Annotated in this window: 12 protein-coding genes; 7 read left to right on the top strand and 5 right to left on the bottom strand. The window is 56.8% G+C overall.

What is annotated here, in order from left to right; genetic code table 11:
• Window positions 1-52: 52 nt before the first annotated feature.
• On the top strand, window positions 53-478 hold the full coding sequence (gene enfR, locus ACZ5M3_RS06965; RefSeq protein WP_464840798.1) for a transcriptional factor EnfR: 426 nt from the start codon (window positions 53-55) through the stop codon (window positions 476-478).
• Here the strand turns inward: enfR and ACZ5M3_RS06960 are convergent.
• Together ACZ5M3_RS06960 and ACZ5M3_RS06955 are read right to left on the bottom strand one after the other, a co-directional pair.
• The gene (locus tag ACZ5M3_RS06960) at window positions 458-1132 is read right to left on the bottom strand and encodes a CidB/LrgB family autolysis modulator (RefSeq protein ID WP_464838972.1); all 675 of its coding nucleotides are present in this window, start codon (window positions 1130-1132) and stop codon (window positions 458-460) included. The genes enfR and ACZ5M3_RS06960 overlap by 21 nt on opposite strands.
• Complete coding sequence (locus tag ACZ5M3_RS06955; protein WP_464838971.1) at window positions 1129-1476, bottom strand: CidA/LrgA family protein; 348 nt, start codon at window positions 1474-1476, stop codon at window positions 1129-1131. The genes ACZ5M3_RS06960 and ACZ5M3_RS06955 overlap by 4 nt, the downstream gene beginning before the upstream one ends.
• Window positions 1477-1562: 86 nt before the next feature.
• Here ACZ5M3_RS06955 and ACZ5M3_RS06950 point away from each other — a divergent pair, with 86 nt between their 5' ends.
• Window positions 1563-3020, top strand: a complete 1458-nt coding sequence (locus tag ACZ5M3_RS06950) for a DUF2139 domain-containing protein (protein WP_464838970.1) — start codon at window positions 1563-1565, stop codon at window positions 3018-3020.
• Between the two features lie 11 nt (window positions 3021-3031).
• On the opposite strand, the gene ACZ5M3_RS06945 is transcribed toward ACZ5M3_RS06950, so the two are convergent.
• Together ACZ5M3_RS06945 and tes-int are read right to left on the bottom strand one after the other, a co-directional pair.
• Window positions 3032-3337: a DUF3213 domain-containing protein gene (locus ACZ5M3_RS06945; RefSeq protein ID WP_464838968.1), complete on the bottom strand. Its 306-nt coding sequence runs from the start codon at window positions 3335-3337 to the stop codon at window positions 3032-3034.
• A gap of 10 nt (window positions 3338-3347) precedes the next feature.
• Complete coding sequence (gene tes-int / locus ACZ5M3_RS06940; RefSeq protein WP_464838967.1) at window positions 3348-6488, bottom strand: tetraether lipid synthase Tes, intein-containing; 3141 nt, start codon at window positions 6486-6488, stop codon at window positions 3348-3350.
• Between the two features lie 158 nt (window positions 6489-6646).
• On the opposite strand from tes-int, the gene ACZ5M3_RS06935 reads away from it, so the two are divergent.
• From ACZ5M3_RS06935 to ACZ5M3_RS06915, 5 genes are all read left to right on the top strand, one after another.
• The gene (locus tag ACZ5M3_RS06935; RefSeq protein WP_464838966.1) at window positions 6647-7006 is read left to right on the top strand and encodes a hypothetical protein; all 360 of its coding nucleotides are present in this window, start codon (window positions 6647-6649) and stop codon (window positions 7004-7006) included.
• Between the two features lie 9 nt (window positions 7007-7015).
• Window positions 7016-7603, top strand: coding sequence for a type-4 uracil-DNA glycosylase (gene udg / locus ACZ5M3_RS06930; RefSeq protein ID WP_464838964.1), 588 nt, complete (start codon window positions 7016-7018; stop codon window positions 7601-7603).
• Between the two features lie 310 nt (window positions 7604-7913).
• Window positions 7914-9521, top strand: coding sequence for a Na+/H+ antiporter NhaC family protein (locus ACZ5M3_RS06925; protein WP_464838962.1), 1608 nt, complete (start codon window positions 7914-7916; stop codon window positions 9519-9521).
• A gap of 68 nt (window positions 9522-9589) precedes the next feature.
• Window positions 9590-10492: a pantoate kinase gene (locus ACZ5M3_RS06920; protein WP_464838961.1), complete on the top strand. Its 903-nt coding sequence runs from the start codon at window positions 9590-9592 to the stop codon at window positions 10490-10492.
• A 44-nt stretch (window positions 10493-10536) separates the two neighbouring features.
• On the top strand, window positions 10537-12216 hold the full coding sequence (locus ACZ5M3_RS06915; RefSeq protein WP_464840797.1) for an ATP-dependent DNA ligase: 1680 nt from the start codon (window positions 10537-10539) through the stop codon (window positions 12214-12216).
• On the opposite strand, the gene ACZ5M3_RS06910 is transcribed toward ACZ5M3_RS06915, so the two are convergent.
• The gene (locus ACZ5M3_RS06910; protein ID WP_464838959.1) at window positions 12206-12940 is read right to left on the bottom strand and encodes a hypothetical protein; all 735 of its coding nucleotides are present in this window, start codon (window positions 12938-12940) and stop codon (window positions 12206-12208) included. The two genes, ACZ5M3_RS06915 and ACZ5M3_RS06910, sit on opposite strands and share 11 nt — an antisense overlap.
• Window positions 12941-12969 lie beyond the last annotated feature (29 nt).

Raw genomic sequence — 12969 nt, 5'->3', positions numbered from 1 at the left:
TTTGAGAAAAACTTTTTAATCTTCAGCACCGTGTTAAACTCTGGTGTTTAAAATGGGGAACCGGAGCTTTCTCACCGAACAGCAGATTAGGATCCTCCGCCTGCGAGCCAGGGGGCTTAAGCAGAGCGAGATAGCGGAGATGCTCGGAACGAGCAGGGCCAACATAAGCATCCTTGAGAGGCGCGCCCTTGAAAAGGTCGAGAAGGCCAGGAACACTCTCCTCATATGGGAGCAGATAAACTCGAAGATAAGTGTCGAGGTGAGGAAGGGGGAGGACATATTCTCGGTTCCCGAGAGGCTCTTCAGGAAGGCCGACGAGCTGAAAATCAAGGTTCCCTACAGCACGGCCGAGATAATAGCCTTCCTCGTGGAGCACGCGCCTGTTGAGGACAGACTCGCGAGACGGGACTTCACGCTCTTCCTCGACGCCAAGGACCGGCTCAGGATAAGTGAGTGCCTACTTGAGGAGTTTGATTAGGTAGGGAAGCAGCAGGGACGTGAAGACCCCGTTTAGGGCCATGGCAAGGCCACTGACCGCTCCGGCGAGCTCGTCCTCCAGTATTATCCTCGCGGTTCCAAGGCCGTGGGAGCTGACCCCCGTCGCCAAGCCCCTGGCTATTCTGTCCCTGACCCTGATGAGGCTGAGCAGCTCCGGGGCGAAGGCGTTGCCGAGGAGTCCGGTGAGTATCACGAGAACCGCGGTTAGAGCTGGAATGCCGCCTATCTTTCCACTTATGCCGATCGCTATGGCCGTGGTGACGCTCTTCGGGGCTATGCTCAGGAGGACTTCCTCACTTCCGCCCAGGAGCCTGGCGATGTAAAATGCGCTCAGGATTGCAGTCGTCCCACCGAGGACGATTCCAACCCCTATCTCCCTTGCGTAGGCTCTTATGGTCTCCCTGCCCTTGTAAACCGGGACGGCGAGGCTCACCACCGCCGGCCCGAGCAGGAATTTGAGGATGACCGCGCTGTCCATGTAGCTCCCGTAGGGGATCCCGAACCACTTCAGGATGACCGCTATCGTGATTATTGAGAGGAGAACCGGGTTCGTGTAGAACGCCCTCTTTCTGGAGTGGAGCTCCGAGAACAGGTAGAAGACAACGAGGGTGAGCGTTATCCCGAGCGGGTTCATTCCTCCCCCCTCCTGAGGAACTCAACGGTCTTCGCTGTTACGACGAGCGTGAGCAGGAAGCTCAGAACTAGGGCGGCGAATATGGGGACGGCCTGACTCCGTATGAGGCCCAGGTAGGTCACTATTCCCACCCCAGGGGGAATGAACATGACGCTCATGTTCCTGACGAAGAGCTCGGCTTCCCCCTCCACCCACTCCAGTTTGACGAGACCCGTGAGCAGTGCGCCCAGGAGAAGCAGCATTCCAAGGACGCTCCCCGGGATCGGCAGGTTGAGGGCAAAGCCCGTGAACTCACCCAGTGCATAGAAGCCGAATATTATCGCCAGTCCGCGGTAGGGCCTCATGCTTTCAGTTAGGGTGAGGTGGTATAAAAGCCTCCCGAAAGCGAAAGACCAATAAGACCGGAGCACATAGCACTACCGGTGATACCATGCTTCTCAGGGACTATAGATTCCCTCCAAGGTACGGCCCGGAGTGGGGCAGCGGCGGCATATTCGGGCTGAAATACCACAACGGGACGCTCTACTTCACGCTGGCCTTTGAGGCCGAGGCGCACTTCGTCGATGTGAACTCCGGTGAAGAGAAGACCTACGACTTCACCCTCCTCGGAGACTCCCCGACGAGCGGCGGCGACACCTACAACGCGGTTGAGACGGTTGACGAGTTCATCTACTTCGGCGGCTGGGTTCATGCCCCGGCCGTTTACAGGGAGGACAGGAGGATACTATTCCACAACAAGTACTCCCACGTCCACGTCTACGACACGGAGAACGGCTCAATAAGGCTCCTCTGGAAGGACTCGATCCACCATGAAACGGACTGGGCGGGGGAGGTTAGCGATATACTCTACGACCCGTACGGCGACAGGCTTTTGCTCGCGAGGGAGGACGGGCACGCAAACCTCGGCGTCTACGCCCTTGACAGGAGAACCGGGAAGGCCGAGCCCCTGATCCACGAGCCTTCCCTCAGGGGGACGGTAGTCCACGACGCGGCCTTCTTCGGCGTCGGCAGCAACTTCACCTCTGGGCTGAGGGAGATAAGGGCCCTCGACCTGATAACCGGGAAGTGGGAATCGTTCAAACCCGGGGAGAGCATTGACGGGAGACCGTACATAAGGCCAGAATACGGCCCGCTGGCGAGCGCGTACAACAGGGCCTTTGCCTTCGTCCGCGGTGGGATAATAGCCGGCAACCCCCTAATGGGCGAAGACTTCCGCTTCTTCCGCCTCTTCGAGTTCTACACCTTCTACGCTCCCTTCAGGGTCAACGCCGTAAACGTCGGCGGTGGGATACTGACGGCCTACAACGCCCACCACGATGTCCTCTACCGGCCGGACGGAAGTCTAACATGGGCAACGACCAACACGATAACCGGCCCCAGCGTTCTCCTCTACATCGCCCCGCCGATGGTCAGGATAGTCGGCGCCTTCGGGGCGAGGGTTACGAGCATCGAAAAGATGGACGGAAGGCTCCTCGTGGCCACCAACACAACCCCGAACACGGGCTCAACCGAGGCGACGCCCTTTGACACGGGGAACAGGGATATAGTCATCCTTGACGAGAAGGTAATCCAGGAAAGGCCGCCGGCGGTGAGCTTCTCACTGCCCCTGGCACTGCCGGGCATGGCGAAGGAGATGGGCGGTGGAACCTTCGGAGGGATTCCGCTGGACGGCTACCGTGAGCCGAGGATGGTTCTCTACCTGAGCGGCGACAACAGGCTGACCGTCTATGAGTACGACCTCTCGCTTCCCGCCGGAGAGGCCGTTGCCGAGACCTTCGACGTCAAGGCCGGCAAGAACATCCTTGAACTGGACTCGTTCAGCGGAATCGTCAGCTTCGAGCTGGAGAAAGAGGACATGAAAGGAAAGGTAAGAATAGAGCTTCGCTGAGCCTTTTCTTTTTATGATTCCATGCTACCCAGGATGTTGTTCCATGAGTAGCTGGATTCCACGAGCTCTTTCACCGCTATGCGCTCCTCTCCGACTATCTCCGGTTCCAGTTCTTTCAGGGTCTCCAGGAGCTCCTCCCTGGGAAGTGCGTTCTCGTCGAATATCACGAAGCCGTTCTTGGAGTATCCGTTGAGGAACGCCCTCCATATCCTCCCGTCCTTCAGAAGCTCGTACTGCTTTGCCGTGGCCTTTTCCCAGTCTATGTTTCCGAACCTGAAGCTGAGCATCGTGAGCATCTTGTCCGGACTGACGCTCATTTCGACCACCTCACTTCCTGCTCTCCATGACCCCAAGGTAGTCCTCGATGTCGATGTATGTCTTCCTGTAGAGCTCGCTGTTCTTCATCCGCTCAACGAACTCCTTCGTCCTGATGTACTTGTCCTTCTGGTACTCCCAGTCAGGGTGCATGGCCTTCCACTCCTCCCAGGTGTAGCTGAACTGGGCCTGCACCTTGTCCCTGTAGAGCTCAGGGATCACGTTGAAGGTACAGAAGGGCACTATCCTTCCGTCCGGCATTGCGTAGTGGATGACGCAGCGCTCAACCCTCTCAACGTCGTAGTTGTACTCGTCCATGAAGTGCATCATTCCAAGGAAGAGGGAGTTTATGTGGAACTTTCCAAGGGCGTCGTAGTTGCCGTGAACGAAGGCGTTCTTTATGAGGTCAAGGACTCCGAGCCCCTCCGGGGCGTACTTCTCGTCGTAGAAGCTCTTGAACTTCATGAATATCTCGGCACCAAGTTTGAGCTTGTGTAGCCTGCTCATGCTCTTCCAGTGCTCTATCTCCTCCGCCTTGCTCTCCAGGTACTCAACAAACCCCTCGACATCGAGGAACCTTCCTATCGGAACGACCCTCTTGTTCTTCCTGTCGAGGAAGACGTAGGTCGCCGCGCCGCAGCCGTAGTGGCTGGTCATGTAGTACTTGCTTCCCGAGAACACTTCAAAGAACCTGGCTATGTGCCCCGCTATCGGGATCGGGTACCAGTCCTCCCTGGCTATTGCACCGTGGGTCTGCTCCTCTATGCGCTTTATGGCCCCGGGGATCGTTATTCTGAAGCGCTGGCGCTCCTTCTTGGGAACCCTTCCGACGAGGGAAATCGGCTGGAAGTTGACGCCCCTGACGATGTCCAGGTGGTTGAGGCCGAAGTTTATTATTGCCCCGAGCTCGTGGTCGTTGACGTTCCTTATGGTGGTGGGCACGAGGACTATGCCCGGCCCGCTGGCCTTCCTGACGTTCTCAAAGATGAGCGGGATCTCCCAGTGGTTCTTCCAGTTGGTCTGGGGGCTCATTCCATCGTAGCTGAGGTACAGCACGTTGACCCCGGCCCTGCGTACTTCTTTGACCAGCTCCGGCTCGAAGGCAAGCTTTATTCCGTCGGTGTTGAGCTGGACGTGGTCGTAGCCTTCCTCCTTGGCGATCCTGATTATCTCTATGAGGTCATCCCTGAGGGTGGGCTCGCCCCCGGTGAGCTGGACGGCGTTGGCACCTATCGGGTGCTCCTTCTTGGCATTGCGGAGCATCATCCTTATCTGCTCAAGGGTGGGCTCGTATATCGGCTGGCCCTCCTTGGCGTAGAAGAAGCAGTTGCTTATTAGTATTCCATCACCGGCAACGAAAGCGTGCTCTCCCGCATCGACCTCGAGGTCGTAAACGTAGCCGCTGTATTCTTCGGTTTCGATCTTCTCTACTGTATCCACGAAGAAGTCTCCAACCTGCTCAACCATTGCAGGCTTCCTTTTTCCGATTTCCCCCAGTCTCTCCCTGTGGCCTCTCCTGAGTTCGAGGAGTTCCACGAGTCTTACCATGTCTTGGCCGGCTATGTAGAGCTTGTAGAGGTTGTGGTTCGCCTTTTTCATTTTTTCTCTTGAAACCGTGTAAACCCTTGCGAAAACTCCAAGAGAAGCCAGTAGATAGAGCATGTCTCTGATCAGTCTCCTTGAGACACTGGCGTAGCCGATACTGAGGTGCTTCTTTCCTCTAACCACATAACCGTCGCCGTTGAAGAGTCCGCTCAGAAGGGCAACTTTAGCCTCGAATGAAAACCTCAGGAAGTCCCTTGGGAGCCTCTTGTTCTCGGCTTTCTCCGGAATTCCAAGGGCATACTTAAAGACTAACCTCATGAGCCTGCTACCGATTACTACCTGCTTCGCTTTGTCATTCCACTCGAGCGAACTGTGCGATAAGCCAAGCCTTTTGAGGATCTCGATTATCTCCTTCTCAACGTCCTCGTGGGCAACGGTTATCCTGAGGTCCTTGTCAGTGTAGTGACCGTCGGCGATGAAGTAGCCGATCAGCTTTGCCAGCTCGGGAGTAACCTTGAGTCTGGACGGGAGCTCATGAGAAGTTCCGTCTTTCCCAAGCCTTAAATCACCACTGATCTTCACGTTGAGTTTGTAGAAGGCATCTAGGGGCATGGAATTGCTGTTCTTCCATCTGTAAACCGCATCGCCGTATTCCTTCTTGAGCGGTGACAGGTCCAGCCCGCTTATCCCCCTCACATAGACCTTTCTCTTTTCCTCGTCAGGGAGCCCTTTGAACGCCTCCAAGAGATCTATCTCGAATTCTTTACCCTCTTCGTTGAAGTTCCAGAGGAGAACCAGCTCGTCACCGGGCCTGAGTTCGTCGGCCCGCTTCTTCACGAGTTTCCCGTTGGAGTAAACGAAGAACTTATGCTCGGGAGTAGTTCTTATGGTTCTTCCTGTATGGGTCACTATCCTGTAAACCTTGCCCTCGTGCTTCCTCCTCAGGAATTTGGTTACCTTGGTCCATTCGGCTTTTCCATTCCTGAAGGTGAGAACCTCAAGCCAGTCTGGCGTTCCATATTCCCCTGAGAAACCGTCTATTTCCACGCTGTACTTGAACTCCACGAGTTCGGCTATCTCTTCCATTTTGACTATCCTCGGTTTTCCATGGACCCTGAAGAGAACTTCCTCGTCCCTTGGGAGACAGTACCAGCAGCTCAGGTTGCAGCGGTTGGTCAGAACTATGTTGAGCAGGCTGGTGTGGGAGCGGTGCCTCGCACAGAGGCCGCAGTCGAGGGGGCAGTTGACGCCCGAGGCGTCAACGTTGGCGCTCATGAGCTTGAAATCGAACTTCCACTTCTGGAACCGGTAATACTGCTCAACGTCCTCATAATAGACGTCGGTTATCATACCTTCCGGACAGCGCTTCGTTATCCATACCTTACCGTCCTTCTCCCAGACGAGTGCGGGGACAACCCTTCTGGTCTCCGGGCAGAGGGAATACGTTCTGTGCGGCAGCGGTGCGCCGTAGGCCCTGCTGGCCTTCCTGAGCATCTCCTCGAACTCCTCCTCGCTGATCTCCGGGAACTCGACTATGTCCCTGATCCTCCTCGTTAGCTGGTCGAATTCTTTCTCACCGCTGGGCACTTCACCAACGCTCTCTGCCATGCTACTCACCTCTTCAACTTTCGCCTTTGGTCATTTATCCAATCATCTGGTATAAAAACTTTTGCGTAAATATGAAGATTTTCCTGCATATCTATGCCCCATACTTGGGTAGAGGGGTAAGGTTAAAAGCAGACCCTCAAACTTAGTCCGGTGGTGAGATGCCGGCGAGGGAAATGAGGATGGAAATGTTCCTCCGTGCCCTGCTGAGGAGGGACTTCACAAAGGCAAAGGCGCACCTGGAGAAGCTCCAGAAGATGGCCGGCTCCGGCGAGTGGGGCAGGGGCTACGGAAAGGCCATAAACGGATTCATGAGCGCCCTGAAGGACAACGACACCGACGCGCTTATAGTCCAGCTGATAAACGAGCACGACCGGGAAAAGGCAGAGAAGCTCCTTGAGCACTTCCAGGGAATACTCGAACACGAGTTCAGAGACGAATACGAGAAGGGCTACTACACCGCCTGGGTCGAGTTCATCAAGGCCTACCTCGCCCAGAAGACTCTCGCACTCAGGAAATGAGGTGTTCCCATGGGCAGGGAAGAGGCGATGAGAAAGCTTGAGGAGCGGATTAGGGCGTGCCAGAGGTGCCCCCTCGGAAAGCTCAGAACGAACGCCGTTCCTGGTTCCGGAAGTTACAGTGCTGAAATAATGTTCGTCGGAGAGGCACCGGGGTACTGGGAAGATCAGAAGGGCCTCCCATTCGTCGGCAGGGCGGGTAAGGTTCTCGACGAGCTATTGGCTGAGATAGGGCTTACCAGGGACGAGGTCTACATCACCAACATAGTGAAGTGCCGCCCCCCCGAAAACCGCGACCCCACCGATGATGAAATCAAGGCCTGCTCCCCGTACCTCGACAGGCAGATAGACATAATCCGGCCCAAGGTGATAGTGCCCCTCGGCAGACACTCGATGCGCTACATCCTCGAAAAGTTTGGCTTCGAAGCCGAACCGATAAGCAAGATACACGGGAAGACCTTCGAGGCAAACACCCTTTTCGGGAAATTCGTCATAATGCCGATGTACCACCCGGCGGTGGCCCTCTACCGTCCCCCGCTGAAGGAGGAACTGCGGAAGGATTTCCTGAAACTGAAGGAGCTCATCGGAGGCTCTCCATGAAATCACCCCAGCTTTTCAATTACTCTTCCGAGTAAGTCGTCCCTACTTAGCGTTTTTTAAGCCCAAAACACTCTTTTCTGAAGCTTTTTCTGGGAAAGATTTTTATGGAATTGGTGCGCATTATTGTACTTGAGAGTATGCATTAATGCAGGGGTACACCAGTATTCACCAGAACGCAGAAAATTCGGTTTAAATGTATGGAAAGGAGCCATGAAATTTTCGAAAATATGTCATTATGTCAAAAAGTCTTCAGGAAAGCTTATAACCCATCCAAGAATTCAAGGCATGATATTTAGGTGGGGGTGAAACCGTGTCGGATTTCGGAATACTGTCTCTGCTGCCACCCCTGGTGGCTATTATACTGGCGATATGGACGAAGAGGGTTATCCTAGCGCTGTTCGCCGGTGTCTGGATTGGAGGCGTCATGGTCTCCGGCTGGAACCCAGTGACCGGAACCACCCAGACCCTCGACTGGATAGTGGCGAACGCCACCGACGACTGGAACGTGAAGATACTGCTGTTCGACTTCCTCATCGGTGCCGGCGTAGGGCTGATCTATAAGTCCGGCGGTGCGTATGCGATAGGCCGCGCCCTCGCAAGCAAGGTTCGCAGCAGTCGCGGCGCCTCTCTGATGGGATGGCTCCTCGGTGTGCTCATATTCTTCGACGACTACACCAACACCATCATCGTCGGTAACACCATGAGGCCCATCACCGACAGGACGAGGGTCTCGCGTGAGATGCTTGCATATATCGACGATTCAACGGCCGCGCCAGTCGCCGGCCTGGCGATAGTCTCGACCTGGATAGGCTACGAAGTCGGCCTGATAGGGGACGCCTTCAGCAAGCTGAACGTTGACCTGGCGTCTGTTGGGGGCGCCTACGGTGCGTGGGCCCACAGCGTTCCCTTCAGGTTCTACTCGATACTGGCGATAATACTCGTCTTCATCGTGGCGCTCACCCACAGGCACTACGGGGCCATGCTCCAGGCCGAGATGCGCGCCAGGACAGAAGGGAAGGTTCTCCGTGACGGTGCGAAGCCGCTCATGACCACGGAAGTTGACCTCGGTATGCCCAAGGAGGGGGGAAGCGTCCACATCTTCATATGGCCCATACTGACGCTCATCTTCGTCACCCTGTACGGCATGTGGTACACCGGCGGTGGGGGCGAGGTCTATGCCACCGATGGACTGATGGGAGTTCTCGGAAACTCTGACTCGGCACTGGCGCTCCTCTGGGGAAGCTTCGCGATGGTTGTCGTGGCCTTCTTCCTCGTGCTCGTCACCAGGCAGATGACGATTGAGGAAGCCGAGGACGCCATAGTCCGCGGCATGAAGCAGATGATCATAGCCAACACCATCCTGCTGCTCGCGTGGAGCATCAAGAGCGCGACAGACGCAGTTGGAACCGCCCCCTACATCGTCGACCTCGCCAAGAGCGCCGGCGTCACCGGGAGCTGGGTGCCGCTGATAGTGTTCCTCATCTCGATGTTCATCTCATTCACGACCGGAACGAGCTGGGGAACCTTCAGCATCATGCTGCCGATAGCGATACCCCTCGCCTACGGCGTTACCGGCTACCTCGGCCCGGAGGTCTTCGCGGCAATCGGTGCTGTCTTCGCAGGAGGAATCTTCGGCGACCACTGCTCCCCGATCAGTGATACGACAATCATGAGCTCGATGTTCAGCGGTTCCGACCACATAGACCACGTCACGACCCAGGTTCCCTACGCAATGACCGCCTCGGGCGTCGGCATAATACTCTACCTCCTCTTCGGACTCGGAGTCCACAGCTGGTGGATCCTCCTGCCGCTCGGTCTGATACTCCTGGTTGGGGCCTGGTACTTCCTCAGCGAGTGGTACGGCAGGAAGTACGGTATACCGCACGGAAAGGTCCCGGTGTACGTGGTAGAGGAATGAGTCTTTCCTTTTTCTTTTCTCGCCACTTTTAAAAGGCAAACGTTCAACCTCTTCTCGGAGGTGAGAGAGTGCTCGTTAGGGCCTTTGTCCCAGCGCATATAACGGCGTTCTTCGTTCCGGCCTTTCACAATGACCCCCTCAAAGCCGGCTCCCTCGGGGCGGGGGTGAACCTCGACAAGGGCGTCAACGTCTTCGCGAGCATAGAGACGGGCACGCTTGAGAGGCACATCCACGTTGCCTTCAACGGTGAGCCTGTTGAAAAGAAACGGGCGATCATAAGCTACTCCGTCGCGGATGAACTCGTTCCCCGGGATTTCCGTGGGGAAGTTGAAATCTGGCAGTACTTCGACTTCCCGAACGGATACGGCTTCGGCAACAGCGCCGGCGGCGCCCTGGGCACGGCCCTGGCTTTGAGCTACACCTTCGGCGGGACCTGGCTTAAAGCTGGCCAGATAGCGCACAAGCATGAGGTCGTCCACAGGGGCGGCCTCGGCGACGTCATAGCCCAGCTCGCCGGAGGGATAGAGGTCCGCGTTAAGGCCGGCGGTCCGGGGATCGGGGTTGTCGACAACCTTTTCTTTGAGGATTATCGGGTTCTCGTAGTCCCTCTTGGAAGGCTCTCGACGAGGAAAGTCCTGGACGGTGACGTTGTGAAGGCTATAGAGCTCTGGGGAAGGGAGGCACTTGGGAAGCTCCTCCGGGAGCCGAGTCCGGAGAGGATGATGGTTCTGGCGAGGGAATTCGCCGAAAAAACAGGCCTCCTGGAGGGAGACCTTCTTGAGCTGGCCAGGGAGCTTGACCGGGTGCTCGGGAATCCCAGTTCCATGATAATGCTGGGGCAGGGTCTCTTTGCCCTCGTAAGGGCGAATGAGCTTGAAAAGGCAAAGGGCCTGCTGGCCGACCTCGGTCTGCCCTACGATGTGACCGGAATCCACGGTGGCAGGCCGGTGGTAGGAAGGTGGGTCGGCTAAACCCTTTTATCTCCCTTCTTCCTAACCTATCCAGGGTGGTGAATATGAAATACGCCGAACTGGCCGACCTTTACAGACGTCTTGAAAAAACGACCCTCAAGACCCTCAAGACGAGATTTGTCTCCGATTTTCTAAAGAAAACCCCCGATGAGCTCCTTGAGATAATACCGTACCTCATTCTTGGAAAGGTTTTCCCTGACTGGGACGAAAGGGAACTCGGTGTCGGCGAGAAGCTCCTCATAAAGGCGGTTTCCATGGCCACCGGTGTCCCCGAGCGGGAGATAGAGAACTCCGTGAGAGACACCGGCGACCTCGGTGAGAGCGTTGCCCTGGCCCTGCGGAAGAAAAGGCAGAAGAGCTTCTTCTCCCAGCCCCTCACGATTAAGCGCGTTTACGGCACGTTCATCAAGATAGCCGAGGCGTCCGGCTCGGGAAGCCAGGACAGAAAGCTGAAGTACCTGGCAAATCTCTTCATGGACGCCCGGCCAGAGGAGGGCAAGTACCTCGCCAGGACGGTTCTCGGAACGATGAGAACAGGCGTTGCCGAGGGGCTCATGAGGGACGCCATAGCGAGCGCCTTTGGCGTCAAGGCCGAGCTCGTCGAAAGGGCCTACATGCTCACGAGCGACTTTGGATACGTCGCCAGGGTGGCCAAGCTTGAGGGCAACGAAGGCCTCTCAAAGGTCAGGATTCAGGTGGGCAAGCCCATAAGGCCGATGCTCGCCCAGAACGCGGCCAACGTGAAGGAAGCACTGACCGAGATGGATGGAAAGGCGGCGTTCGAGATAAAGTACGATGGCGCGCGCGTTCAGGTTCACAAGGACGGTGATAGGGTCGTTATCTATTCCCGCAGGCTGGAGAACGTGACGAAGTCCATCCCCGAGGTCGTTGACGCGGTTCTGGAGAGCATAACGGCTGAAAAGGCCATCGTGGAGGGCGAGCTCGTTGCCGTGGGTGAGGAAGGAAAGCCCAGGCCCTTCCAGTACGTGCTGAGGCGCTTTAGGAGGAAGTACAACATCGAGGAGATGATAGAGAAGATCCCCCTTGAGCTGAACCTCTTCGATGTCCTCTACGTTGACGGTGAGGGGCTGATAGACACCCCCTTCTCCGAGCGCAGGAAGAGGCTGGAGGGGATAATCTCCCAGAATGACCGGATAAAGCTGGCCGAGCAGCTGGTAACGGCAAAGGCCGACGAGGCGGAGGCCTTCTACCAGCGCGCCCTTGAGCTCGGCCACGAGGGGCTGATGGCGAAGCGCCTGGATTCGGTTTACGAGCCCGGAAACAGGGGCAAGAAGTGGCTCAAGATAAAACCGACCATGGAGGACCTCGACCTAGTTATTGTCGGCGCGGAGTGGGGCGAGGGAAGGCGCGCACACCTCCTCGGCTCCTTCCTAGTTGCGGCCTTTGACCCCCACAGCGGCGAGTTCGTGCCGGTTGGAAAGGTCGGGAGCGGCTTCACCGACGAGGACCTGGCCGAGTTCACCAGGATGCTCAAGCCCCTCATAGTCCGCGAGGAGGGCAAGTACGTCGAGATAGAGCCCAAGGTAGTTATCCAGGTCACCTACCAGGAGATACAGAAGAGTCCGAAGTACGAGAGCGGCTTTGCCCTACGCTTCCCGCGCTACGTCGCTTTAAGGGAGGACAAGAGCCCCGAGGAGGCGGACACCATCGAGCGCATAGCCCAGCTCTACGAGTTCCAGGAGAGGTTCAAGGCTAAGAGGTGACCTCTTCTTCCCTCCCTTCAATGTTCTCCGTCACTTCCTCCCGCCCCTCACATCCCCCCGGGGCCAGCCTCCCGGCCAGCTCGGCGGCCTTCTTTGCCATGAGCGGTGTCACGAGGAGAAAGCCAGCTGACAGTCCGGCCAGATACGCCACAACGGTTCCGGAGTAGCCGTCGGCGACGGCCAGCGGTGGGAGGTCGTAGAGGGTGTGGGCGGCCATCGAAAAGGCCAGCCCTATGAAGCGCTTCCAGCCGGTTTCGCCGAGCAGGAAGCCAACGGAAATGGCCGCCCAGATGGTGTGCAGTCCCATGAGGACGATCCTGACCCCAACGAGGTACGCCGGCTGGTTAAGGACGAAGATTCCCGCGGTGTAAAAGACGCCCTCCACGACACCCAGGAATAGTCCAGTTCCTACGACCAGCCTCCACTTCTCCCATTCCGGCGAGCGCCCGAAGAACTTCAGGGGCAGGAGCTTTACGGACTCCTCTACTATCCCCGCCGCGAAGGCCAGCGCAATCCATGTCTTGAGGAACAGGAGGGGCGCCTCTAGGATCGAAGCCATGATAAGGCCGAGCACTCCGAGGGCGAAGGATTGAACCTTCCAGCCGCTCTCTGGAAGGGAACGCCACCTCCGGAGGGTGTACTTGACTGCCAGCAGAACGGAGAGGCCTCCGACCACCGTTATTATTCCGAAGTAGTACTCGATGACCTTTTCCGGTGTGAGCATGGTATTTTCTCCACCGTCCTGCCTTATTA

It is taken from the genome of Thermococcus coalescens, from assembly GCF_055392585.1.
Note: the sequence above shows the minus strand (reverse complement) of the source record. Positions and strands in the feature narration are given on the sequence as shown.

Bases quoted from the DNA above. Each gene is read 5' to 3' on its own strand.
- ACZ5M3_RS06910 (WP_464838959.1), bottom strand. From the start codon at position 12,940: ATGCTCACACCGGAAAAGGTCATCGAGTACTACTTCGGAATAATAACG.
- udg (WP_464838964.1), top strand. From the start codon at position 7,016: ATGGGCAGGGAAGAGGCGATGAGAAAGCTTGAGGAGCGGATTAGGGCG.
- ACZ5M3_RS06915 (WP_464840797.1), top strand. From the start codon at position 10,537: ATGAAATACGCCGAACTGGCCGACCTTTACAGACGTCTTGAAAAAACG.
- ACZ5M3_RS06950 (WP_464838970.1), top strand. From the start codon at position 1,563: ATGCTTCTCAGGGACTATAGATTCCCTCCAAGGTACGGCCCGGAGTGG.
- enfR (WP_464840798.1), top strand. From the start codon at position 53: ATGGGGAACCGGAGCTTTCTCACCGAACAGCAGATTAGGATCCTCCGC.
- ACZ5M3_RS06935 (WP_464838966.1), top strand. From the start codon at position 6,647: ATGCCGGCGAGGGAAATGAGGATGGAAATGTTCCTCCGTGCCCTGCTG.
- tes-int (WP_464838967.1), bottom strand. From the start codon at position 6,488: ATGGCAGAGAGCGTTGGTGAAGTGCCCAGCGGTGAGAAAGAATTCGAC.
- ACZ5M3_RS06960 (WP_464838972.1), bottom strand. From the start codon at position 1,132: ATGAACCCGCTCGGGATAACGCTCACCCTCGTTGTCTTCTACCTGTTC.
- ACZ5M3_RS06945 (WP_464838968.1), bottom strand. From the start codon at position 3,337: ATGAGCGTCAGTCCGGACAAGATGCTCACGATGCTCAGCTTCAGGTTC.
- ACZ5M3_RS06955 (WP_464838971.1), bottom strand. From the start codon at position 1,476: ATGAGGCCCTACCGCGGACTGGCGATAATATTCGGCTTCTATGCACTG.